The 21500-nt window shown below is 71.8% G+C and carries 25 protein-coding genes; 10 read left to right on the top strand and 15 right to left on the bottom strand.

Going from position 1 to position 21500, the window contains the following annotated elements; translation table 11 throughout:
* Positions 1 to 230 precede the first annotated feature (230 nt).
* The 3 genes from AVL59_RS13770 to AVL59_RS13760 form a co-directional block, all read right to left on the bottom strand.
* Entirely contained in the window at positions 231 to 1586 is a 1356-nt protein-coding gene (locus AVL59_RS13770) for a hypothetical protein (protein WP_237281503.1), read from the bottom strand.
* 102 nt (positions 1587 to 1688) lie between these two features.
* Entirely contained in the window at positions 1689 to 2498 is an 810-nt protein-coding gene (locus AVL59_RS13765) for a methylenetetrahydrofolate reductase (RefSeq protein WP_067317243.1), read from the bottom strand.
* 230 nt (positions 2499 to 2728) lie between these two features.
* Positions 2729 to 3148 carry a CBS domain-containing protein gene (locus AVL59_RS13760; protein WP_067303464.1) on the bottom strand — a complete coding sequence of 140 codons (420 nt, stop codon included), beginning with the start codon at positions 3146 to 3148 and terminating at the stop codon, positions 2729 to 2731.
* A gap of 206 nt (positions 3149 to 3354) precedes the next feature.
* On the opposite strand from AVL59_RS13760, the gene AVL59_RS13755 reads away from it, so the two are divergent.
* Positions 3355 to 3804, top strand: coding sequence for a hypothetical protein (locus AVL59_RS13755; RefSeq protein ID WP_067303461.1), 450 nt, complete (start codon positions 3355 to 3357; stop codon positions 3802 to 3804).
* A 150-nt stretch (positions 3805 to 3954) separates the two neighbouring features.
* Positions 3955 to 4833, top strand: a complete 879-nt coding sequence (locus AVL59_RS13750; RefSeq protein WP_237281502.1) for a hypothetical protein — start codon at positions 3955 to 3957, stop codon at positions 4831 to 4833.
* Positions 4834 to 4894: 61 nt separating this feature from the next.
* Here the strand turns inward: AVL59_RS13750 and AVL59_RS13745 are convergent, their stop codons facing one another.
* The 4 genes from AVL59_RS13745 to AVL59_RS13730 all read right to left on the bottom strand — a co-directional run bounded on the left by AVL59_RS13745 (position 4895) and on the right by AVL59_RS13730 (position 6327).
* Positions 4895 to 5128: a hypothetical protein gene (locus AVL59_RS13745; RefSeq protein ID WP_067303457.1), complete on the bottom strand. Its 234-nt coding sequence runs from the start codon at positions 5126 to 5128 to the stop codon at positions 4895 to 4897.
* Between the two features lie 82 nt (positions 5129 to 5210).
* Positions 5211 to 5462: a hypothetical protein gene (locus AVL59_RS13740; RefSeq protein WP_067303455.1), complete on the bottom strand. Its 252-nt coding sequence runs from the start codon at positions 5460 to 5462 to the stop codon at positions 5211 to 5213.
* Between the two features lie 155 nt (positions 5463 to 5617).
* Entirely contained in the window at positions 5618 to 5947 is a 330-nt protein-coding gene (locus AVL59_RS13735) for a hypothetical protein (RefSeq protein ID WP_067303451.1), read from the bottom strand.
* Positions 5948 to 5976: 29 nt separating this feature from the next.
* On the bottom strand, positions 5977 to 6327 hold the full coding sequence (locus tag AVL59_RS13730; protein WP_067303449.1) for an ArsR/SmtB family transcription factor: 351 nt from the start codon (positions 6325 to 6327) through the stop codon (positions 5977 to 5979).
* A 236-nt stretch (positions 6328 to 6563) separates the two neighbouring features.
* On the opposite strand from AVL59_RS13730, the gene AVL59_RS13725 reads away from it, so the two are divergent.
* Complete coding sequence (locus AVL59_RS13725) at positions 6564 to 6767, top strand: hypothetical protein (RefSeq protein ID WP_067303447.1); 204 nt, start codon at positions 6564 to 6566, stop codon at positions 6765 to 6767.
* 303 nt (positions 6768 to 7070) lie between these two features.
* On the opposite strand, the gene AVL59_RS13720 is transcribed toward AVL59_RS13725, so the two are convergent.
* The 7 genes from AVL59_RS13720 to AVL59_RS13690 all read right to left on the bottom strand — a co-directional run bounded on the left by AVL59_RS13720 (position 7071) and on the right by AVL59_RS13690 (position 15063).
* Positions 7071 to 8816 carry a SulP family inorganic anion transporter gene (locus AVL59_RS13720; protein ID WP_067303444.1) on the bottom strand — a complete coding sequence of 582 codons (1746 nt, stop codon included), beginning with the start codon at positions 8814 to 8816 and terminating at the stop codon, positions 7071 to 7073.
* Positions 8813 to 9154 (bottom strand): ArsR/SmtB family transcription factor, encoded by a 342-nt coding sequence (locus AVL59_RS13715; protein WP_067303442.1) that lies wholly within the window; start codon positions 9152 to 9154, stop codon positions 8813 to 8815. The genes AVL59_RS13720 and AVL59_RS13715 overlap by 4 nt, the downstream gene beginning before the upstream one ends.
* A 156-nt stretch (positions 9155 to 9310) precedes the next feature.
* Positions 9311 to 9670 (bottom strand): zinc ribbon domain-containing protein YjdM, encoded by a 360-nt coding sequence (locus tag AVL59_RS13710; protein ID WP_067303440.1) that lies wholly within the window; start codon positions 9668 to 9670, stop codon positions 9311 to 9313.
* A 165-nt stretch (positions 9671 to 9835) separates the two neighbouring features.
* Positions 9836 to 10345, bottom strand: coding sequence for an O-acetyl-ADP-ribose deacetylase (locus AVL59_RS13705; RefSeq protein ID WP_067303437.1), 510 nt, complete (start codon positions 10343 to 10345; stop codon positions 9836 to 9838).
* Positions 10342 to 11751 (bottom strand): phytoene desaturase family protein, encoded by a 1410-nt coding sequence (locus AVL59_RS13700; protein WP_067303434.1) that lies wholly within the window; start codon positions 11749 to 11751, stop codon positions 10342 to 10344. The genes AVL59_RS13705 and AVL59_RS13700 overlap by 4 nt, the downstream gene beginning before the upstream one ends.
* Before the next feature lie 87 nt (positions 11752 to 11838).
* Entirely contained in the window at positions 11839 to 12684 is an 846-nt protein-coding gene (locus tag AVL59_RS13695) for an inositol monophosphatase family protein (protein ID WP_067303431.1), read from the bottom strand.
* A gap of 573 nt (positions 12685 to 13257) precedes the next feature.
* Positions 13258 to 15063, bottom strand: a complete 1806-nt coding sequence (locus AVL59_RS13690; protein WP_067303429.1) for a gamma-glutamyltransferase family protein — start codon at positions 15061 to 15063, stop codon at positions 13258 to 13260.
* A gap of 366 nt (positions 15064 to 15429) precedes the next feature.
* Between AVL59_RS13690 and AVL59_RS13685 the strand changes: the two genes are divergently transcribed.
* Positions 15430 to 16422, top strand: a complete 993-nt coding sequence (locus AVL59_RS13685) for a CorA family divalent cation transporter (protein WP_237281501.1) — start codon at positions 15430 to 15432, stop codon at positions 16420 to 16422.
* Positions 16423 to 16431: 9 nt separating this feature from the next.
* Here AVL59_RS13685 and AVL59_RS13680 read toward each other — a convergent pair whose 3' ends face one another.
* On the bottom strand, positions 16432 to 16767 hold the full coding sequence (locus AVL59_RS13680) for a hypothetical protein (protein ID WP_067303427.1): 336 nt from the start codon (positions 16765 to 16767) through the stop codon (positions 16432 to 16434).
* A gap of 254 nt (positions 16768 to 17021) precedes the next feature.
* On the opposite strand from AVL59_RS13680, the gene AVL59_RS13675 reads away from it, so the two are divergent.
* From AVL59_RS13675 to AVL59_RS13650, 6 genes are all read left to right on the top strand, one after another.
* Complete coding sequence (locus AVL59_RS13675) at positions 17022 to 17510, top strand: hypothetical protein (RefSeq protein WP_208870370.1); 489 nt, start codon at positions 17022 to 17024, stop codon at positions 17508 to 17510.
* 103 nt (positions 17511 to 17613) lie between these two features.
* Positions 17614 to 18678, top strand: coding sequence for a lipoate--protein ligase family protein (locus AVL59_RS13670; protein WP_067303424.1), 1065 nt, complete (start codon positions 17614 to 17616; stop codon positions 18676 to 18678).
* 178 nt (positions 18679 to 18856) lie between these two features.
* On the top strand, positions 18857 to 19357 hold the full coding sequence (locus AVL59_RS54150) for an SAV_915 family protein (RefSeq protein ID WP_237281500.1): 501 nt from the start codon (positions 18857 to 18859) through the stop codon (positions 19355 to 19357).
* Positions 19354 to 19644: a DUF6317 family protein gene (locus AVL59_RS13660; protein WP_067303421.1), complete on the top strand. Its 291-nt coding sequence runs from the start codon at positions 19354 to 19356 to the stop codon at positions 19642 to 19644. Before AVL59_RS54150 ends, AVL59_RS13660 begins: the two co-directional genes overlap by 4 nt.
* Before the next feature lie 6 nt (positions 19645 to 19650).
* A complete protein-coding gene (locus AVL59_RS13655; protein ID WP_067303418.1) occupies positions 19651 to 20949 on the top strand; it encodes a WXG100 family type VII secretion target in 1299 nt (432 codons plus the stop codon).
* On the top strand, positions 20927 to 21463 hold the full coding sequence (locus AVL59_RS13650; protein WP_067303415.1) for a hypothetical protein: 537 nt from the start codon (positions 20927 to 20929) through the stop codon (positions 21461 to 21463). Before AVL59_RS13655 ends, AVL59_RS13650 begins: the two co-directional genes overlap by 23 nt.
* Positions 21464 to 21500 lie beyond the last annotated feature (37 nt).

Here is a 21500-nt window from a genome sequence, read left to right as displayed (position 1 = left end):
TTCGGCACAGATCGAGGAGGGTGCATCGGCCCGGGCGAAGGACCTCAGCGGGATCGGTGCGCAACGTCGGCCGTCGTCGGCGGGCGGGCTCAGGCGCCTCCGCTGTCGCCCGTCGGCGGACCGGTGGCCAGTGGACTCAACCGCCTCCGCCATCACCCATCGCCGCACCGGCGGCCGACGGACTCAAGCACCACCGCCATCACCCATCGCCGGACCAGCGGCCGACGGACTCAAGCACCACCGCCGTCGCCCGTCGGCGGACCGGTTGCGGGTGGGGGCGTGGGCCCGGTGGTTCGTCCGCTCGCCGCCAGGAGTGCCAGCACCGCGAGAACGCCGAGGAGTACGAGGACCAGCAGGAGGACCGTCAGGACCGTCGGGTGGTTCCACAGGGTGAAGACGAGGGCCACGACGAGCAGCGCGACGAGGGTGAGCGAGCGCCGGTGGGCCTGTGTCCAGGTGCCCGCCCGTCCGGTGGTGATGTGGTACCCCGCCGCCCACTGGGCCGCCGAGTCGGCGGTGCGGTCGCAGGCGCCGCGCACGACGACGGGCAGCCGTCCCGGCCCGATGAGGTAGGCGCCGAGCGCGACGACGACTCCGAGGACGACGGCCGTGCGCAGGCTGACCTTCAGGAAGCGCAGCAGGGTGTCGAAGACGGCCGCGGCGGCCGCGCGGGACTGCACCTCGGGTGGCAGGTGGTCCAGGTAGTAGTGGCGGGCCACGACCAGACCGATGGCCACGACCAGGCAGGCGAAGGCGGCGCCGAGCGCGGTGCGGGCCAGCGCCCGCCGCCGGTGCCGGGCGAGCAGGACTCCGGCGGTGCCGAGGACGACGACGAGGACGGGGAACCAATTGCCGATCACGTCCAGCAGGTGTGCGCCCTTGCGGGCTTTGGCGAGCTGGTCGGACTGGAAGAGCACCAACTGCTTGTTGACGTCCGGGATCTTCGCGGCCGGGCTGATGCCGGCGTCGACGAGGTCCTTCTTGACCCGTTCCACGGCGGTGCCGATGTCGAGGGTGACGGTGCCGCCCTTCACTTCGAAGGCGCCGCGGCCCTCGCCGGTCAGGGCGTGCACCACGGCCTGGTGGGCGGCGCGGTTGGCGGTGGTCCACACCGTTTCGAAGGCCTTGCTGTCCACGACCCGGGTGGCGGCCCTGGTGACGGCCTGCTCCACCGCGGAGTCGATCTGCGGCCCCAGTGCCTTGACGGCGTCCGCGGCGCGCGGTGGCAGCCCGTGGGACTGAAGCCAGGTGCCGATGTCGGCGGCCGCCTGGGGGCCGTTCACCTTGGCGCCGACCGCCTCGGTGATCCGGTGGACGGCCGCGTCCTGGATCGCGGGTTCCCGCGCCAGCGGCGAGACCGTGGACACATAGCGGTCGGTGTCGAGCGCGATGTCGTGCACCCAGGTGGCGAGCAGGGCGACGGGAACGAGGACGCAGGTCAGCACGATGAGTACGGCCGAGGCCGTGACACGTGCCGCCCGCCCCGCGGCGCCGGAGGCACGTCCCGCGCCGTACCGGGCCGGGCTCCGGGGCGGCGGCTCCTCACCGGCCGGTCCACCGGGAGTGGCGGCTGGCGGACCGGTCATGGGGGGACCTCCGGGACGGTGGACTCCTGGACATCCCCATTGCCTCAGCCCGCCCGCCGTCGGGCATCTTCTGCGCGCCGTCCGGGCGAAGCGGCGCCGTTCCTACCGGCGGTGGTCCGCCTGCCGGAACCGGGCGATCCACTCCGAGGTCGCCCGCAGACCGCCGAAGGTGTAGAAGTGCACCTTCACCGCGCCGTGCCGCGCGGGGTCGTACTCCTTGGCCAGCGCGTGCAGGAAGCGGTCCGGGCCCGTCGTCCCCATCAGGTTGGTCAGCGAGAAGCCGTACTTGCGGGCGACGGAGGCGCTGGTGGCGACGCCGAACCGGGCCGCGTAGCCGAGCAGCCGGCGCACGCCCGCGGGGCCGGGGACGCCGATGCGGACCGGCAGGTGCACTCCGCGGGCGCGGGCGGCCTCCAGCCAGCTGAGGACCGGGGCGACGTCGAAACCGAACTGGGTGATGACGTCGCCGTCGAGCCGCCCGGTGCCGAGGGCCGCCGTCTTGTCGGTGAGCGCCGACCACAGCGTGGGACCGGCGATCGCCGGGTGGCCCTCCGGGTAGCCGCTGATGCCGATGTGCCGTGCGCCGTACCGCTGGAGCAGCCCGGTGCGGATGACGGACAGGGCGTCCTCGTAGGGGCCTTCCGGGCGGGCGGGGTCGCCGCCGACCACGAACACGTTCTCGGCGGTGCCGTCCGCCGCCAGACCGGCCAGGAACTCCTCCAGGTGGACCCGCGAGGGCAGGCGGCGTGCGGAGATGTGCGGTACGGGCACGAAACCGAGCCGCTTCACCGCGCGGGCGGCCGCCAGCCGCATGCCGAGGTCCTCGCCCGCCAGGAAGGTGACGTTGATCCGTGTGCCCCGGGGGATGCTGTCGCGCGCCTCCTCCAGCTTCGGGACGTCCTTGCCGGTCATCTCCAGGGAGAAGTCGTCCAGCAGGGAGGTGCCCTCCCTCAAGCTCTCCCCTCCGTTCGGACGGGGGCACCCCCATCGGGCAGGGCGGTGAGAGCGGGGTTCATCGTGCTCCTTGTGCGACGGCGTGGGACTACGCCGCCCGATGATGCCACGCGGGCCATGAGCCCCTCAGAGCGGCCCGCTCCGCATCACCGCGCTCACCGCTTCGACAGCCACCGGAACCGCCGCTGTCAGGCTGTCGCGTAGACCTTCTCGACAAAGCCGTGGATCTGCGCGTCCGTCAGGTGAGTGGCGAGATCGGCCTCGCTGATGATGCCGACGAGCTTCTTGTTCTTGATGACCGGCAGCCTGCGTATCCGGTTCCGCTCCATCTCGTCCAGCACCTGGTCCACACTCGCGTCCGCGTCGATCCAGCGCGGCGTGCCCTGTGCCAGGTCGGCGCACGTCACCTTCGACGGGTCATGGCCCTTGGCCACGCACTTCACGACGATGTCGCGGTCCGTGATGATGCCGCACAGCCGCTCGTTGGCGTCGCTGACGGGCAACGCGCCCACGTTCAGGCGCGCCATCAGCTGCGCGGCCCGGTCGAGGGTCTCGGTCGCCGGGATCCACTGAGCCCCGCGATGCATGATCTCTGCGGCGGTGGTCATAGGTTCAACCTCCTTGCGCACACGCCCGTACGGGTGAGAAGGGCGTCCTTCTCTCACCGTACGAGCATGTCCGCTCCCTCGCGCGAGGTCGCCGGGCATCACGGTGCGCGGGGGACGCGTCGGCACCCCCGCATGCGGCACCGGTACCCCTACCCGGTATCGTCGTCGACGGAAGACGATCCGAGCGGGTGGAAGGAGGGCGGGCCATGAGGAGTGCCGACCGCGCGACCGGCCCGGGTATCCCCCGGCTGTTCGCTCTCTGCGCGGTCCTGCTCGGCCTGTTCCTCATGCACGGCTCGCCGACCGCGGCCGGCGGCGGCTGTCACAGCGAGATGGGCACGGCCACGGCCGCCGCGTCCATGGACGACGGCCGTGCCTCCGCCATGGCGGGGACCGAGGCCGTGCCCGCGCAGCCCCGCGGCGACGCCCTCCGGGCCCGGGCGATGAACGGCACGGCCGCGCACGGGGCGGTGTGCGTCGCCGCCCCCGCCCAAGGCCAGATCACCCTGCCCCTGGCTCCTCTCGTCTGCGTCCTCGCCCTCGCCGCGCTGGCGGCCTGGGGCGTGCATCGCGCCCGGGGTTCCGATGGGACCCGGCGGCGCGGGCCGCCGGGCGGACGTGAGCTTCTCCTGCGGGTCTGCATCGCGCGGACGTGACGGGAACCGTGCCGGAACGGCCCCTGCACCGGGCCCGTACGGCCGCAGCGTCCTGCTCACCCCGCGCGCCACCCGGCGTGGTGCGCCACCCGGAAAGACATCCGACCGATGTTCGCTCTCACCCGTTTTCCCGTTCGCCGTCATGCCCTCGTGGCGACCGGCACCGCGGCCGTACTCGCCCTGACCCTGGCCGCCTGCGGCTCCGACGACGACCCGGCCATGCCCGGCATGCGCCACAACGCCTCACCCGAGGCGACCCGTTCTGCCGCCCCCGGCGCGATGGGCGACATGCCCGGCATGCACCAGGCGGCGGGCGGCAACGGCCTGGCCGGCGCCAGGGACGGCTACCGCCTCGACAGCCCCGACAGCACCCTGACCGCGGGCAGGCGGACCGCCTACCGGTTCACGGTCACGGGGCCGGACGGCAGGCCGGTCACCTCGTTCACGCTCGACCAGACCAAGCGGATGCACTTCTACGCCATCCGCTCCGACCTGACCGGCTTCCAGCACGTTCACCCGACGATGGCGTCCGACGGCACCTGGACCGCCGGCCTGTCCCCCCTCGCCTCCGGCGCATGGCGGATGTTCGCCGCCTTCACGCCCGACGGCGGCCGCGGCAAGGGCAAGGACTTCGTCCTCAGCCGGACCGTCACCGTCCCCGGCACGGTCACCAGGACGCCCCTGCCCGCCGCGACCACCAGCACCGAGGCCGACGGGTACACGGTCACGGTGAAGGGCGAGCTCATGGCCGGCATGGCGCACCCGCTGACCGTCCGGATCACCAAGGGCGGCAAGCCGGTCACCGATCTGCAGCCCTACCTCGACACCTACGCCCACCTGACCGCCTTCCACGAAGGCGACGCCGCGTTCGCCCACCTCCACCCCACCACCGAGGTCCACGGCGATCACGGCGGACCGGAGCTGTCGTTCCACGCCGAACTGCCCTCCTCGGGCAACTGGCGGCTCTTCCTGCAGTTCCGGACCGGCGGCAGACTCCACACCGCGGCCCTGACGCTGCGCGTCGGCTGATCCCGCCTCGATCGGCCCGCGGGCGCGTATGCCGGCGGGCCGGTCGGCTCCCGAGGGAGCGCTACGAGGGGTCGGGAGACGGGTCGGGCTCCGTGTCGTACAGGTCGTCGTGGCGGATCAGGAAGACACCCACGATGCCGAGGGCCGCGCAGGCCGCCGCGTACCACGGGATCAGTCCGTTGTGGCCGGTGTTGCCGAGAGCACGGGCGACCGGGAGGAAGGTGCCGCCCGGTGGGCCACCCAGCTCAGTGCCGTACGCTCGCCGGGGCCCGCTGCCCGCAGCGCGCGCGTCCACCGTACGACCGTCACGGCGAAGGGTTCGGCGCACCATTCGGACAGCACCTCGGTGAAGGCGGCGAGCAGCAGGGCGTCGACGGTCAGTCCGCGTTCGGCGAGCCGGACGCGCAGGCTGGGCCATGCGGCGAGCCGGGCCTGTCTGCGGGTGCGAGTGCGGTCCGGTGCGGGCTCCGGCAACGGTCCGGGGGCAGGCCGTCGAGCCGTTCGCTCCAGTACGCCAACGCCTCGGCGGGACCGAGTACTTCGCCGTCCTGAGAGGCGTCCTGCCGCGCCGGAGCCGGGCGGGCGCCGGCGGACGCGTCGGCGTAGAAACCGAACAGTTCGCCCGCCACCCAGTGGATGCTGCGCGATCTCGGCGTGCGGGCCGCGGCCCAGCGGAAAGGGACGGGCGGCCAGTTCGCGCAGCGCGTCCTCGGTGTCCCGCGGGGCCGCCGCGGTGAGTTCGGGTATGTGCCGGCGGTCCGGACCGTACTCGGGCACGACCAGGTCACCCGTCGCGGTCACCGTGGCCCGCAGCGCCGGGTGTGCGGCCAGCAGCCGAGTCCAGGCCTCGGCGAGCCGCTCCGGGTCGAGGTCGTCGCAGGTGAAGCCGAGGACGGCCAGGCAGCCTTCGCCGGGGGCTCGGGGCCCGCTGTGACAGGTCGGCGAGGCTCTCCGGCTCGTTCACGAAGTACGCGTACAGCAGCTCGATCCGGTCGGCCGGGAACCGTTCCTCGGCGACGTCCCAGCGGAAGTGCAGTTCGCCGTCGCGCGTCCACATCTGGTGGTCGAGAGCGACCGAGGAGGTCTGGCCGACCGCGTAGCGGGTGCGGCCCACGAATCCGACGGCCGGTCAAGGACCGCCCGTCAGGACGGCGGCTTCGCCTCCCCTTGTGCGGCCTGCAGATCGGCGAGCAGCTCGGCCTGTCCGGCCAGCACCCCCGACAGGATGCTCCGAGCCACCCGCAGCAGCTCCGCCACCTGCGGGCTGGTCAGGGAGTAGTACACGGTCGAGCCCTCCTTGCGGGTCTTGACCAGGTTCGCCCGCCGCAGCACCGCCAGTTGCTGGGAGAGATGGGCGGGCTCGATGCCCACCTCGGGCAGCATCTCCGCCACCGCGTGCTCACGCGCGCTCAGCAGTTCCAGAACCCGGATGCGGGCCGGGTGGCCGAGGGTCTTGAAGAACTCGGCCTTGAGTCGGTACAGCGGCGTACTCACCTGGCCGTCCCTTCCACGCTGCCCCAGCTCGGCCCCGCCTGCCGGACTTCGGTACGGCGCATCCACCCACTCGTCACAACCATGCGCCCCATCCTCGCCTGCGCCACCGGTCTGGCCGAATCCGGACCGAGGAGGGGAGCCGCCTGATCCAGCGGTGCGGGCCCCGGGCGCGGCCGGCCAGGACTCGGAGCACGGCTAAGCCTCGCTCGAAAACACGCGGACCGGGAGGGGGGCCGATGAGTGACGGGGCTCTCCAGACCGGCACCTGGGTCGCTTCGCATGGGCCCACCAGGCGGGCACCGCGCCTGAAAGACGTGGTGCGCCTGGTCGCGCTCGACGTGCGAGAAGGGGACGTACGTTCCTCCCTTCCGGTGGCACCAGCCGCCCGCCGCCGCCCCGCGGCGGTCATCGACAAGGTCACCGCAGCCTGCACCCGGTAGTCCGGCGAGCAGCGGTCACTCTTTCGCCCGGCCGTCGCCCTGCCACCCCGCGGTGCGCCACTCGCGACGCCCCTTCACCTGCAGAGAACGCCGAGGTTCTCCTCGACGGTGTAACGCCAGTCGATGGTCATGAGGTGGTGCTTCCTTGTGCGGGTCGGCCGGTCGGGGTCTGTCGGCCGGTCGTCCGATCAGAGGGGCAGAGTGATCCAGACGTCGTGCGGACCGTGCACCCACCCGGGCAGGGTGCGCCGGTAGTGGGCGGCCTCGTCGGGTCGGTGACCACCTCGGCGGGCCCGGTTGCGGTCACCGTCCATCCGGTGTCGCTCGCGGTGCCCATCTCTCCTTGCCGGGCTGGGCCGGGACGGACGACAGGACACCGGCCGTCTTCAGATGATCGCGCGCTCCCCGGATCGCCTCCGGCGTGGTGGCGTACTCCCGGCCTGCGTGCCGCAGCGAGTCGAGCGCGCCGACGGAGTCGAGGACCTGCCGCTGGCCCGGGCGTATCCCGGAGAGCAGCACGAGGATGCCGCGCCGCTTCAGCTTGTCGACGGCGTCCTTGAGGACGAGCGCCCCGGTGGCGTCCATCGTCGACACCCGTGACATGCGCAAGATGACGACCCGTACGTCAGCGACTTCAGTGAGCTCCGACAGGAAGCGGTGGGCGGCGGCGAAGAACAGGGGACCGTCGATCCGATAGGCCACGATGTGCTCGGACAGCAGGGCGTGTTCCTCGTCCGTGTGGTCGCCGCGGTCGAGCGGTACCTGGCCGAAACGAGCCTGCTTGGCCACAGCACGCAGCGCGAGGGCGCCCGCGACGACGAGGCCGATGATGACGGCGTGGACGAGGTCCAGGGCGAGGGTGGCGACGGCGGTCAGCACGAGTATCAGCGCGTCGGAGCGGGTGGCCTTGGCCATCGCTCGCAGCGAGCCGACCTCGACCATGCGGATCGCGGTGGCCAGCAGGACACCGGCGAGTGCGGCCAGCGGGATCTTCGAGACGAGCGGCGACGCGGCGAAGACGATCACGGCGAGGACAGCGGCGTGGGTCAGCGCGGCAAGCCGGGACCGGGCGCCGGTGCGCACGTTGACGGCGGTGCGGGCGATCGCCCCGGTGGCGGGCACGCCGCCGAAGAGCGGTGCCGCGATATTGGCCAGACCCTGGCCGAACAGCTCCCGGTCCGGGTCGTGCTTCTGGCCCACCGTCATGCCATCGGCGACGGAGGCCGACAGCAGGGACTCCAGAGCGGCCAGCGCGGCAACGGCGACCGCGGGAGCCAGCAGAGTGCCGAGCGAGCCGAGGTCGAGGAAGGACAAGGACGGTACGGGCAGTCCCGACGGGAGGTCGCCGATCGGCTTCGCCGCGTGGAGGTGGGCGGCCTGAGCCACGATCGTCGCCGCGATCACGGCCAGGATGGAGAACGGCACGGTCGGCCGCCGACGAGCCCCGATCAGCATGACCGCGGCCACGGCGACCGCGAACGCGACGGCCGTCCAGTTCGGCGACTTCGCGAACTCCTCGATCGCCCGCCAGGTCACCACCAGGGCCCTCTCACCCTCGGGCTTGGGCACGCCGAGCGCGTTCGGGACCTGCTGAAGGGCGATCACACAGGCGATGCCGAGGGTGAAGCCCTCCACGACCGGGGCGGGCACGTACTGCATGTAACGCCCGGCCCGCAGCACGGCCAGCGCGACGAGCATGACACCCGCCATGAGACCGACGGTGAAAACCCCGGTGGGCCCGTACCGCCCCACGATGGGAACGAGTACGACGGTCATGGCGCCGGTCGGGCCGGACACCTGCAGGTTCGATCCGCCGAAGAGCGCGGCGAGCGCACCGGCGACGACGGCCGTCGCCAGGCCCGCCTCCGCGCCGAGCCCGGAGGAGACCCCGAAGCCGAGCGCCAGCGGGAGCGCCACGATCGCCACGGTCAGTCCGGCGAGCAGGTCCCGCCGTGGATGACGCAGTGCCTGGTCCAGGTCGGCGCGGCCGGGCAGCAGCGAGCCGATCCGGACCCACGGCTGACGGAACGACGAGAACGGAGAGGTCATGGCCCGGCGACCTCGGCTTCCTGCAATTCGGCCAGCAGCTCGCCCTTCCCGGTGAGCATCTCGGTCAGGATCCGCCGCGCCGCCTTCATCAGGTCGGCGACGTCCCCGCCGGCCAGCTCGTACACGACGGTGGAGCCGTCCCGCGTCGAGGTCACGATCCCCGAGCGGCGCAGGACGGCCAGCTGCTGCGACAAGCCGGAGGGCTCCACCTCGATGGCGGCCAGCAGCTCCCGCACCGGCATCGGCCCGTCCTGCAACAGCTCCAGTACGCGTATCCGTACGGGATGCCCGAGCATCCGGAAGAACTCGGCCTTGGCCTGGTACAGCGGTACGGACACGACCCCTCGGCTTCCCTGCAGCGCCCCCGCCGGGGGACGCGAAAGGCTGTGCCCGCGGCTACTTGCAGGCACAGCAGACATAGCATCTAAGCAATTGCGAAATTTTGCAATTCAGCATCCTGCTACTGCCCAGTGCCCCCTTGGGGAGCGGGTGGTTCAGGCCTTCTTGACCACGCCGGACTTGAGCTGCATCGCCCCGAAACCCTCGATCTTGCAGTCGATGTCGTGGCCGTCGACACCGTCGACCAGTCGGATGTTGCGCACCTTGGTGCCGGCCTTGATCCCCGACGGGCTGCCCTTGACCTTGAGCGCCTTCACGACCACCACGGTGTCGCCGTCCCGCAGGACGTTGCCGACGGAGTCCTTGACGACGCGCTCCCCGGCGACCGCACCGCCCTCGGCACCGGCCTCGGCGGGAGCCCATTCATGGCCGCACTCGGGGCACACCACCAGGGCGTTCATCTCGTAGGTGTACTCACAGGAGCACTTCGGACAGGGAGGAGGATTCTCGATCATGCTGTCAGCGTATCCGGCCTTGCACCTCGGGCGATCCCTCAGCCGGGTGCGGACGGCCTCCCGACCGGTCTCGTCACGACCGGCGAGAACCGGTACGACTTCGTCACGCCGGGCGCCATTGCCTCGGGGACTCGGGCGACAACGGGAAACCGAACCGTGGTTGCCTCAGCGAAGCTGCGCGGCGAACGCCTCGTACGCCCGCTCGTCGAAGAGCACGAACCGGACCTCCTCGACCGCCGTGTCCGTGGCTCGCACCGTCTCCACCGCGATCCGGGCGGCGTCCTCCATCGGCCAGCCGTAGATACCGGCGGAGACGGCGGGAAACGCGACCGTACGAGCACCGAGCTCATCCGCGACCCGCAGCGACTCCCGATAACAGGAGGCCAGCAGCTCCGACCGGTCCTCCTCGCGGGTGAAACGCGGGCCGACGGTGTGGATGACCCAGCGGGCGTCCAGATCGCCGGCCGTGGTGGCGACGGCCTTGCCGGTGGACAGGCCCCTGCCGTAGTGGGAGGCACGCAGTTTGCGGCAGTCCGCGAGGATCGCGGGGCCGCCACGGCGGTGGATCGCGCCGTCGACCCCTCCGCCGCCCAGCAGGGAGGAGTTGGCCGCGTTGACGATCGCGTCGGCGCTCTGCCGGGTGATGTCGCCCTGGACGAACGTAATGGTGGTCATGTCTGCCTCAGCCTCCTCCACACGGCCTTGGCCGCGTTGTGCCCCGACATGCCGTGCACGCCGGGTCCCGGCGGGGTGGCCGAGGAACAGATGAAGACGGCCGGGTGGGGGGTGCGATACGGGAACAGGGACAGTTTGGGGCGCAGCATCAGCTGGAGTCCGGAAGCGGCGCCGCAGGCGATGTCGCCGCCCACGTAGTTGGCGTTACGGGTCGCCAGCTCGGCCGGGCCCGCGGTGGCGCGGGCCAGGACGCGGTCGCGGAAGCCCGGCGCGAAGCGCTCAAGCTGGCGTTCTATCGCGTCCGTGAGGTCGCCCTGCCAGCCGTTGGGGACATGGCCGTACGCCCAGAAGACGTGCTTGCCCTCGGGGGCGCGGGTGGGGTCGGACACGCTGGGCTGCACGGTGATCAGGAACGGCTTGTCGGGTGCCCGGCCCTCGGTGGACGCGGCGCGCAGGGCGGTGTCGATCTCGGCCCGGCTCGCGCCGATCTGCACGGTGCCGGCGACGCGGGCCTCGGGAGCCGTCCAGGGGACGGGGCCGTCCAGGGCATAGTCGATCTTGAAGACGCTGGCGCCGTAGCGGTAGCGGTCGTAGTAGCCGCCGAAGCCGGCGATGCGGGCGAGGGCGGTGGGCGAGGTGTCGAAGACGTACGCGCGCGCGGGCGGCAGGTCGTCCAGACGCTTGACCTCGTAGTCCGTGTGAATCTGGCCGCCGAGGTCCTTGAGGTAGGCGGCGAGGGCGTCGGAGATCGCCTGGGAGCCGCCTCGGGCGACCGGCCAGCCGCGGGCGTGCGCGGCCAGCGCGAAGACGAGGCCGACGGCGCCGGTGGCCAGGCCGCCCAGCGGCGCGATGACATGGGCGACGAGGCCGGAGAAGAGGGCCTTGAACCGCTCGTCGTGGAAGCGGCGCATCAGCCAGGTGGACGGTGGCAGCCCGGCCAGGCCGAAGCGGGCGAGGGTGACCGGGTCGCGGGGCAGCGAGGTCAGGGGCAGGGACATGAAGTCCCGGGCGAGCGTGTCCCAATGGGGCAGGAACGGCCCGACCAGCCTGCGGTACGCGCCCGCGTCGCGCGGTCCGAACGAGGCGGCCGTCTCGGCGACGGACCGGGACAGCACGGCCGCGGTGCCGTCCGTGAACGGATGCGCCATGGGCAGTTTGGCGTGCAGCCACTGAAGGCCGTAGCGGTCGAGGGGCAGCGCGCGGAACGCGGGCGAGTTGATACCGAGGGGGTGGGCTGCCGAGCACGGGTCGTGCCGGAAGCCGGGCAGGGTCAGCTCCTCGGTGCGGGCACCGCCGCCCACGGTGGACTTCGCCTCGAAGAGGGCGACGGAGAAGCCCCGGCGGGCCAGCTCCACGGCCGCGGTCAGACCGTTCGGTCCCGCACCCACCACAACCGCATCGAGCATCGACGGCACCTTCGGACCCCTTCGTCAGCCGATGGCCACTCAAGGTCAGGATATGCCGGAGGACTGACACTCCCCGGGCAGGGTGCCTCAGGCGGGCGTGCGCAGCAGCTCCGCGATCCGGTGTGCCGTCGCGGCGTCCCTCGCGGCGGTGAACGGCAACGCGTTCGCTCCGGTCACGCGGAACGGCTCGCCGCCGCGGGTCAGGTGGGCACCGCCCGCCTCCTCGACCAGGAGCAGGCCCGCCGCGTGGTCCCAGGCGGCCTCCCAGGAGAACGCCACGGCATCCAACTCGCCCCTGGCTATGGCGAGATACTCGAGGCCCGCCGAGCCGCAGGGTCGCGGGGCGATGCCCTCGGTCCACAGGACGCGCAGTGCGCGCTTCTGCTCGTCGGTGGTGTAGTCCGGGTGAGAGGTGGCGACACGCAGGTCACGGCCGGGTGCGGGCGGGCCCGCGAACAGTCGCTCGCCGTCGAGGAAGGCGCCGCGGCCGCGGACGGCCGTGGCGAACTGGTCCCGCACGGGGGCGTAGGTCCAGGAGGCCAGGACGGTGCCGCGGTGGACGAGCGCGATCAGGGTGCAGAAGCCTTCGTCGCCGTGCACGAACTGGCGTGTGCCGTCGACCGGGTCGATGATCCAGACCGGCGCGTCGCCCTGGATCGCGTCGTACGACGCCGGGTCGGCGTGCACGGCCTCCTCGCCGACGACCACCGAACCGGGCAGCAGAGCGCCGAGGTCTTCGGTGAGCCGACGCTCGGCGAGGCGGTCGGCGTCGGTCACCAGGTCGTGCGGTCCGCTCTTCTGGTCCACCTCGTGCTCGGCGAGGCTGCGGAAGCGGGGCAGGATCTCGGCCTCGGCCGCCTTGCGAACCGCTTCCTCCACGTCGGCCGAGCAGCGGGCGAGAAACTCGTCGATGGTTTCCGTGTCTTGGATCATGCCCTTATGAGAACACGCGCCACTGACAATCCCCGCCCGAGTGATGGACGTGAGGTGGAATCGGGATGAAGAACGGGTGCGAGCGGGTCGGGTCGGTGGACACGGGCCGATTGCCGGGGCCCGTGGGAAGCGACTGAATACCGAGGCCGGTGGGCCGGAAGCGGTCACCGAGGGCGAGGGGCAAGGGCCGGTCGCCGCAACCCGCCGGCAAGAGACCGCCACAGTCACACATGGGCGAGAACCAGCCATCGAGGTCGGTGGACGTGGGCCGGGCACCGAGGCGGGTGCACGTGAGTCGCACGCCGAGACTGGTGGCCGTGGCTCGGGCACCGGGGCCCATGTTCAAGCGCTCATCGCCAAGCCCGACGTGCAAGGGCCGCTCCCCAAGGCTCGCGGCGAGGGCTGACCGCCCGAGGCCACTGAGCCCACCGGCCTGGCGGATGTCACAGGTCGGCCAGCCGCCGGACGCCCGCCGCAGCCGCAGCCGCAGTGGTCGCGGCGTCAGCACCCTCAGGCCTCAGCGGCCCAGCGGCTCAGCGGCTCAGCGGCTCAGCGGCTCAGCGGCTCAGCGGCTCAGCGGCCCACCGCGTATCCCTGCATCCCGCGAGGATTCGCGGCCGCCGACAGAATTCCCGACTCGGGGTCACGGGCCACCGCGCACAGGCGGCCTTCCGACCAGCCGGGGCCGACCGTGATGTCGTGGCCGCGCCGACGCAGCTCCTCGACCACTTCCGTGTCCATGCGGGACTCCACCGTCACGCTGCCGGGGCGGTGCCCGCGCGGGAAGAAGGAGCTGGGGAAGCCGTCGTTGTGCCAGTTCGGGGCGTCGATCGCGCCCTGCAGGTCGAGGCCGCCACGGACCGGGGCCCGCAGGGTGGCGGCGAGAAAGAAGTGCAGCTGCCACTGGTCCTGCTGGTCGCCGCCCGGCGTGCCGAACGCCAGCACCGGGACGCCGTCGCGCAGCGCGACGGACGGAGTGAGGGTGGTGCGGGGGCGGCGGCCCGGGGTGAGGGAGTTCGGCAGGCCCTCTTCCAGCCAGGTCATCTGCAGCCGGGTGCCGAGCGGGAAGCCCAGCTCGGGTACGACCGGGTTGGACTGGAGCCAGCCGCCGCTGGGCGTGGCCGCGATCATGTTGCCCCAGCGGTCGACGACGTCCAGGTGGCAGGTGTCGCCGCGGGTGCCGCCGTCGGCGGCGACTCGGAGGTCGGCCACGGTGGGCTCCCCCACGCCCAGCGGGTCGAAGCCGGTGTCCTGACCGGCCTCCACGCGCGCGTGCGCCTGGCGGGGAAGGCGCGGGGTGCGTCCGCCGGGGCTGCCGGGGCGCAGCTCGTAGGAGGCTTTGGCGCCGACCAGGGCCCGCCGGGAGGCGTTGTAGCCGTCCGACAGCAGCTCGGCGAGCGGCACCTCGGCCGCGTCCCCGTACCAGGCCTCACGGTCGGCCATGGCGAGCTTGCAGCCCTCGATCAGCAGGTGGACGTAGTCGGCCGAGCCGTAGGCGGGCAGCTCGGACGGGAGCAGGGCGAGCTGCTGGAGGAAGGCGGGGCCCTGGCTCCAGGGGCCCGCCTTGCACACGGTCCAGCCGTTCCAGTCGTACGTCACCGGTGGCTCGTAGGCCGCCGACCAGCCGGCCAGGTCGGCCTCGGTGAGGGTGCCGACGTGCCGTTCGCCGCTGGTGTCCAGGGTGGGCCGCCGGGACTGCCGTACCAGGGCCTCGGCGATGAAGCCCGAGCGCCACACCTCGCGCGCGGCGTCGATCCGGGCCTCCCGGTCGCCGGCCCGGGCGGTCTCGGCCAGCAGCCGCTTCCAGGTGGCGGCGAGGGCGGGATTGCGCAGCAGCGCGCCGGGCCGGGGCGTCCTGCCCCCGGGCAGGTACACCTCCGCCGAGGAGGTCCACTCGGTTTCGAACAGCTCCCGGACGCTCTGCACGGTCGCGCCGACGTTCTCCACGGGCGCGTGCCCGTGCTCGGCGTACCCGACGGCGTACTTCAGGACGTCGTCGAGGGACTTGGTGCCGTGGTCGCGCAGGAGCAGCAGCCAGGCGTCGAAGGCGCCGGGCACGGCGGCCGCGAGCGGTCCCGTGCCGGGTACGAGATCCAGACCGAGCCCCCTGTAGTGCGCGATCGTGGCGCCCGCCGGGGCCACGCCCTGTCCGCACAGCACGCGCACCGTACCGTCGGCCGGGGCGAGCAGGATGGGCACCTCACCGGCGGGCCCGTTCAGGTGCGGCTCCACCACATGCAGCACGAAGGCGCCCGCCACGGCCGCGTCGAAGGCGTTGCCGCCGTCCTCCAGGACCGCCATCGCCGACTGGGAAGCCAGCCAGTGGGTGGAGGACACCATGCCGAAGGTGCCCTGGAGGGTGGGCCGGGTGGTGAACATGCTGCCTCTCACCTCACTGTTTCGCTCGGCGGCCGGACCGTCGGTCCTCGCGACAGTTCTCAGGGCGGCTCTCAGGGCGGTTCTCGAAGCGAATCCGGGGAGGTCGATCCGAGCTCCTCCTGCGTCCGTCCCCCCGGCAGACTATCGATCACCTGGTGCCCCGCCATCCCCGCCTCCGGCACGAAAGACGCATACGTGAGCCGCCGCTCGGCAGCACCTCCGCCGACGATCGGAACCCTGGCCCCGCGACCGCACGGAGACGCGCTCACCCGTTCGGGGCAACCGCCGATGCGCCTGCGTGTCTCCGCGACCGGGGACGTCGGAGTGTACGCACCGTGGGACACGGGCTTCCGACAACAGTGAGGGATGATGATCGTATCGGTGGTGTCGATGCCCGGAGGGACCATCGCTCGTACGGGCCTGGCGGAAGCGCGCGAGCGCCTCGCCGCATCCGATTTCCTGCTCGTCGACGTCCAGTTGCCCGACGATCCGGCGGCCGAGGGAACGCCGGTCGTCACCGGGCTCGGTCTGGCGTCCGAGAGTCCGCCCTGGTTCGGCAGGGCGGGTGAACCGGCGCGGGCCGAGTTTCTCGGCGACAGGATCGGTCTCGTCGTACCCGTCGTCGAAGGTGAAGACTTCGTCCACATCCATGTCCTCGTGACGGAGCGGCACCTGCTGATGCTCCACCGGGGACCGGCCGTGCCGTTGGAGCGCCTCATGGCACGGCTCGGGCACGAGAGTCCTGCCGACACGGCGGCCTTGCTGTTCCTGCTGCTGCAGGGGGCTCTGGACACGTTCCGACGGGCCACGGTGGCGGATGTCCTCGCCGTGGAGGACCTCGAGGACGAGATGTTCGAGCGACGCCGCCCCGAGCAGGTCTACCGTCTGGCCCGGCTACGGCGGCGTGCCGCGCGCCTGCACCACTCCCTGCTGCCCTACCTCCAGGCGATGGACGAGATCCTCACACGCAGGATGATGAACCGCGCGTTCCCCAGGGAGCGCCAACGGATGGCCGGGGAGTTCCAGAGCACCGGCCGGCTCGTGCTCACGGACATCCAGTCCCTGCAGGAGGCCACGCGGCGGGCCTTCGCCACCTACTCGTCCCTCGTTTCGGGCGAGCAGAACGGTGTGATCAACCGGCTGGCCATCGTATCGACGATCTTCCTGCCGCTGACGTTCCTGACCGGATACTTCGGCATGAACTTCAGCTACCTCACCGACGAGATGGAGAGCAAGGCCGTCTTCTGGCTTCTCGCCGTGGGTCTGCAGGTGGTTTCCCTGTTCGCCGCTCTCTACATCCTGCACCGCACGCGCATCTGGAGAAGGCTCCGTGACGACGACGGCCTGGAGGACGTCTGAGCCCGCGGCTCAGTCGGGGGCGAAGGAGAAGCTCTGCCACAGGCCGGTGGTCCGGACGGCGTAATCCGACGCCCCGATGTCGAGGTAGTCGCTCTGCCCGCCCCGCGGCACGGTGCAGTCGGGTGTCGAGTAGAGCAGCAGGCTGCTCTGAGTCTGGTTGTTGATGTGCGTCACGCCCGCGGGGAAACGGTGACATCCGTGGATCGGCGGGTTGGAGAGAGTCTCCACGATCCTGGCATCGTTCCGCGCGATGATCTGACCGGACGCCTGGTCCTGGCACGCGGTGAGCGCGATGCCGAACAACGTGATGCCGATGAGCGCGGCGAGCGACCGTGAAGAGAGCATCGAGCCTCCTGAGGAACGGGGGCTGCCGGGGGACGAGGTCCCCTCTCCACTATCCGCCAGAACCGGCTGACCCGCCGCTCGGCGCAACGGAGCCGGACGGGAACGTGGTGCGCCACCGCCCCGGAGTTGTGCGCGGGCGACGGAGCACGCGCCGCCGGACGGCCGCCGGTCCTCGCTGTCCCCGGTGTGCGCATCGTGGCCGCGCCCCTTTCACTGAGAGGGGCAGAACGCCCCGAGGGCACAGGAGGCGCGGTATGAAAGGGCACTGGACACTGGGCGCGGCGGGTGTGGTGCTGGCGGTGGTCGCGGCGGCCGGATGCTCCGACAACTCCGGAAGTCCGTCCGGCACCGCCAGCAAGGCGGCTTCGATGGCCTCCTCCGCCGCCGCGTCCCTCGCCTCCCGGGGGTCCGACGCGCTGGCCTCGGCCTCGGCGGAGGCCAAGCGCAAGCTCGACGAGGCCAAGGGTGGGGTGAACGCGAAGGACGACGTGTCACTCGGCACCGTGGCCACCGGCAACGGCGCCAAAGCCACGGTCAAGGTCACCGCCAAGAACACCGCGGGCTCCGCCAAGTCCTTCGCCGTCCAGGTCAACTTCACTGACAAGAGCGGCAATCTGCTGGACGTGACCGTGGTGACGCTCAAGGACGTGGCCGCCGGTGCCTCCGGCGAGGGCACCGCCGGCAGCAACCGCGACCTGACCGGTGAGGTGAAGGCGGCCGTCGGCACGGCCCTGCGCTACTGACACCCGCCTCGGACCGCTCCGGGTCGCCCGGGAACATCCCGCCCGGGAACACCACGGCCGCCTGCGGCGTTGATCTTGTGCGGCAGGAGAGGAGGCCCGGGCGGTGCACGGTGAGTACAAGGTGCCCGGCGGCAAGCTGATCGTCGTGGACGTCGAGGCCGAGGGCGGCGTGCTGCGCCACGCGCGCGTCGCGGGCGACTTCTTCCTGGAGCCCGACGAGGCACTCGACGCGGTGAACCGCGCGCTGGAGGGCGCGCCGGCGGACACGGACGCGGCCGGGCTGGCCGCCCGGATCGAGGCGGCGCTGCCCGCGGGGACCGTGATGTACGGCCTGACGCCGGAGGGCGTCGGGGTCGCGGTGCGCCGGGCGCTCGCGCACGCCACGGACTGGACCGACTACGACTGGCAGCTGATCCACGAGGGCCCGCAGTCCCCCGCCCTGCACATGGCCCTGGACGAGGTGCTCACGGCCGAGGTCGCCGCGGGCCGGCGCCCGCCCACCCTGCGGGTGTGGGAGTGGGGCGCGCCCGCCGTGGTCATCGGCAGCTTCCAGTCGCTGCGCAACGAGGTGGACCCGGAGGGCGCCGCCCGGCACGGCATCCAGGTGGTGCGGCGGATCTCCGGCGGCGGCGCCATGTTCGTGGAGCCCGGCAACACGATCACGTACTCGCTGTCGGTGCCCCAGGCGCTGGTCCAGGGCCTGTCCTTCCAGGACAGTTACGCCTACCTGGACGACTGGGTGCTCGGCGCCCTCGGCGAGATGGGGATCCGTGCCTGGTACCAGCCGCTGAACGACATCGCCACCGACCAGGGCAAGATCGCGGGCGCGGCGCAGAAGCGGATCGTGGGCGACGACGGCGGGCCCGGCGCCGTTCTGCACCACGTGACCATGTCCTACGACATCGACGCCGACAAAATGGTCGAGGTGCTGAGGATCGGGCGGGAGAAGCTGTCCGACAAGGGCACCAGGAGCGCGAAGAAGCGCGTCGATCCGCTGCGCCGGCAGACGGGGCTGCCGCGCGAGACCGTCATCGACCGGCTGATCGAGTCGTTCCGGCGGCGGTACGGCCTCGTGGACGGCAAGGTGACGGACCGGGAGCTGGCGCGCGCCCAGGAGTTGGCCCGCACCAAGTTCACGTCACCCGAGTGGACGGCCCGGGTACCGTAGCCGCCGCGTCCCCGGTTCATCAGGTGGTCAAGAGCTGACCCGCCGACGGCCAAGCAGACGTATGGGTTCCGCATCCGCCCCGGACGTCACCCCGACATAGGGGGATTTGCCTCGCCGCCCCATGGCTACCGTGGTCGCGCCCGGTCGGCCACACGAATCACGGGGAGAGGTGACGGCGATGGGCGCGCCGATTCGTTCACGCCTGCTCGACTTCGTCGAGCAGGATCCGCCAGGAAATGACGTCCCGGAACAGGGACCACGTCGTTCGCATCTGCAGGACCTCGTCGAGGCGGCCCCGCCGCCCGGCCTGGCCACGGACGACCGGCCCCGTCCCAAGCCGGGCGTGCCCGCGTACCACACACCGGTGTGCGTACCGGCACATCCGAGGTCCGTCGCGTCGACGGGCAAGGACGGCCGCCCCGCGCGCGTGCCCTTCGTCGTCTTCGAACTGTTCGAGCATCCCGCTCACGGCACCGTGGCCTTCGCGTTCAGCACGCCGCGGAAGCTGGTGGAGGCGCTGGGCGAGGCGCAGCCGTGGGTCGCCGCCTCGATCGGCCCGATGGCGGAGGGCGTGGCCGAGCAGGGCCTCACCGTGCTGCTCGACCCACGAGTGACGCCCGGAGAACCCAACTGGCGGCCGGAGGACCTGGCGGCCTATGCGCGGGAGGTGCGCCGATGAGCGACTTCAAGGTGGTCTACGACGACCTTTCCACCATGGCGAAGACCTTCCACGATCAGGCCGGCGACTACCGCAAGCTGCGCCCCGACGTGGCACCGCCCGTGGTCAGCGGCGGCGACGCGGGGCTGGACTCGGCCATCAAGGAGGTCGCGGACCTCATCATCGCCCTGCACATCGGCATGGCCGACCGGCTGGACGACCACGGGGACAAGGTCGCGTACGCGCGGGACTCCTTCCACCGGCACGACGTGGACGTCCACGGTGTCTTCGAAGACTTGATGGGGTGAGAGCTGATGGGTGACAGCTGGGTCGGCGGTGACATCGGCGGACTGCGCACGATGGCCGAGACGTACAAGAACGCCAAGGACAAGCTCGACGGCGTGGTCAAGCCGCTCAGTGGCGCCGTCGACAAACTGGTCGGCGACGCGGGCTGGCAGGGCGAAGCGGCCGAGAACTTCCGCGCCAAGTGGAGCGAGGACGCGCTGGCCGCCGGCGGCTTCGCCGAACTGGTGCACGCGGCGGGCGAGATCCTGGAGACCCTGGCCAACGCACTGTCCACGTGCAACACCTCCTTGCAGAACGCGCAGCACATCGCGGCCGGCAAGGGCGTGGCGACGGACCCCAAGGGCGCCCCGCTGCCGGTCATGACGGCCGATCCGCCGAGCGCGGACGACCAGAAGACCATCTCCGCGATGAACGAGTACAACACCGCGCGCAACGAGGTCCTGCACACCGCCCAGCACGCGCGGCTGGTGGCGGCGCAGCAGTTGCAGGGGTTGTACGACAAGGTGACGTCGAAGGACGATTCGGTGTCCCCGGGCGACAAGATCACCCTGTACGACGCGCTGCGCGGGCTGTACGCGTATGACGCCGAGGACGCCCGGGCAGGGGGCATCGAGGCCCGCAAGCACATCGACACGGCCAAGGCGGAGGCGCAGGACGCCAAGAAGCAACTGCGCGCCGAGCGCAAGGTGTTCCAGCAGCAGGGCCGCAAGATGCCCGACGACCTGCCCGCCAAGAGCGCCTACCGCGACGCGGTCACCAAGGTCGACTCGCTGGAGGAGGACATCGCGCGCGCCGACAACGGCAGCACCAAGCTGCCCTACGACCGTGCCCTGAACGTCAAGCTGGCCGACGCCGCCGACGCGCTGCGTCTGGGCAAGGGGCTGGAGGCGCTGCCGGACGTCCTCAAGGAGTTGCCCGTTGTGGACGTCGTGGCGGCCGGCGCCTGCGGCTTCCTGGAGGCTTCCGACGACCACGACAAGGGCTGGTCCTGGCAGCACTCGGTCGCCGTCGACGAGGGCGCGAACCTCGGCGGTCTGGCCGCGGGAGCGGCCATCACGGCCGGCCTCGTGGCCACGGCGCCCATCGATCTGACCGCGGGCGCCGTGGCCGCGGTCGGCGTCGGCGCGGTGATCGTCTCGACCTCCGTGATCGACCACACCCTCCACGAGCACTGGAGCGAGGACATCCATGACCACGGGGTGGTCGGCGGTGTGCTGACCGGTGCCGGGCATGTCGCCACGGAGACGGTCGATGACGGAAAGCGACTGGTGAAGGATGTCTGGCATGGCGTCACGAGCATCTTCTGAAGCACCGGCCGGCGCGGCGCCCGTCGGCATCCCCCGGCTTCCGGGCCTCGGCACCACCTGGTACGCGCGCGGCCGACGCTACTGGCTCCGCCGCGTGCTGACGGCCGTCAACATGCTCATCGCCGCCGCCATCGTGTGCTTCATGGCGCTGGCCTTCTACTCGGGGTTCCGGGACCTGCTGCCGTCCACCGCGCGTGTCGTGTGGGACGGCGTGCAGGTGGCCGCGTCCGTCGTGGCCTTGGTGTGGGGCTGGATGTCGCAGCGCAAGGGCCTGCGCGAAGCGCTTCTCGATCCGCCCACTCCCAGCCAGACTCTCCGGGGCAGACGCGACCGCACCGGGCGTGTCCCGGGCCTGATCGCCCTGGGTCGCGGGCTCATGCTGCTCGCCGCTCCTGTCATGCCGGCGTTCGCCGCGTGGTGCGTCGGCTGGTTCGCCGCCGCGATCATCGTCCGTGAATACCCCAGCGAAGTCGGCGCCCGCCGCTGGTTCGAGGCGCACTCCACCGGAACATGACCGCGAGCGATACGCCCGTCGTCCCGCCTCCCAGCGC

Source organism: Streptomyces griseochromogenes, from assembly GCF_001542625.1.
GTDB lineage: Bacteria > Actinomycetota > Actinomycetes > Streptomycetales > Streptomycetaceae > Streptomyces > Streptomyces griseochromogenes.
The sequence above is the reverse complement of the archived record's forward strand: the minus strand, read 5'-3'. Positions and strand labels throughout refer to the sequence as shown.

Coding starts and splice junctions, on each gene's coding strand:
- AVL59_RS13655 (WP_067303418.1), top strand. CDS start 19,651: ATGGGTGACAGCTGGGTCGGCGGTGACATCGGCGGACTGCGCACGATG.
- AVL59_RS13695 (WP_067303431.1), bottom strand. CDS start 12,684: ATGATCCAAGACACGGAAACCATCGACGAGTTTCTCGCCCGCTGCTCG.
- AVL59_RS13660 (WP_067303421.1), top strand. CDS start 19,354: ATGAGCGACTTCAAGGTGGTCTACGACGACCTTTCCACCATGGCGAAG.
- AVL59_RS13760 (WP_067303464.1), bottom strand. CDS start 3,148: ATGACCACCGCCGCAGAGATCATGCATCGCGGGGCTCAGTGGATCCCG.
- AVL59_RS13710 (WP_067303440.1), bottom strand. CDS start 9,670: ATGATCGAGAATCCTCCTCCCTGTCCGAAGTGCTCCTGTGAGTACACC.
- AVL59_RS13720 (WP_067303444.1), bottom strand. CDS start 8,816: ATGACCTCTCCGTTCTCGTCGTTCCGTCAGCCGTGGGTCCGGATCGGC.
- AVL59_RS13755 (WP_067303461.1), top strand. CDS start 3,355: ATGAGGAGTGCCGACCGCGCGACCGGCCCGGGTATCCCCCGGCTGTTC.
- AVL59_RS13650 (WP_067303415.1), top strand. CDS start 20,927: ATGGCGTCACGAGCATCTTCTGAAGCACCGGCCGGCGCGGCGCCCGTC.
- AVL59_RS13770 (WP_237281503.1), bottom strand. CDS start 1,586: ATGACCGGTCCGCCAGCCGCCACTCCCGGTGGACCGGCCGGTGAGGAG.
- AVL59_RS13700 (WP_067303434.1), bottom strand. CDS start 11,751: ATGCTCGATGCGGTTGTGGTGGGTGCGGGACCGAACGGTCTGACCGCG.
- AVL59_RS13690 (WP_067303429.1), bottom strand. CDS start 15,063: ATGTTCACCACCCGGCCCACCCTCCAGGGCACCTTCGGCATGGTGTCC.
- AVL59_RS13725 (WP_067303447.1), top strand. CDS start 6,564: ATGAGTGACGGGGCTCTCCAGACCGGCACCTGGGTCGCTTCGCATGGG.
- AVL59_RS13765 (WP_067317243.1), bottom strand. CDS start 2,498: ATGACCGGCAAGGACGTCCCGAAGCTGGAGGAGGCGCGCGACAGCATC.
- AVL59_RS13675 (WP_208870370.1), top strand. CDS start 17,022: ATGAAAGGGCACTGGACACTGGGCGCGGCGGGTGTGGTGCTGGCGGTG.
- AVL59_RS13680 (WP_067303427.1), bottom strand. CDS start 16,767: ATGCTCTCTTCACGGTCGCTCGCCGCGCTCATCGGCATCACGTTGTTC.
- AVL59_RS13705 (WP_067303437.1), bottom strand. CDS start 10,345: ATGACCACCATTACGTTCGTCCAGGGCGACATCACCCGGCAGAGCGCC.
- AVL59_RS13685 (WP_237281501.1), top strand. CDS start 15,430: ATGATGATCGTATCGGTGGTGTCGATGCCCGGAGGGACCATCGCTCGT.
- AVL59_RS54150 (WP_237281500.1), top strand. CDS start 18,857: ATGGGCGCGCCGATTCGTTCACGCCTGCTCGACTTCGTCGAGCAGGAT.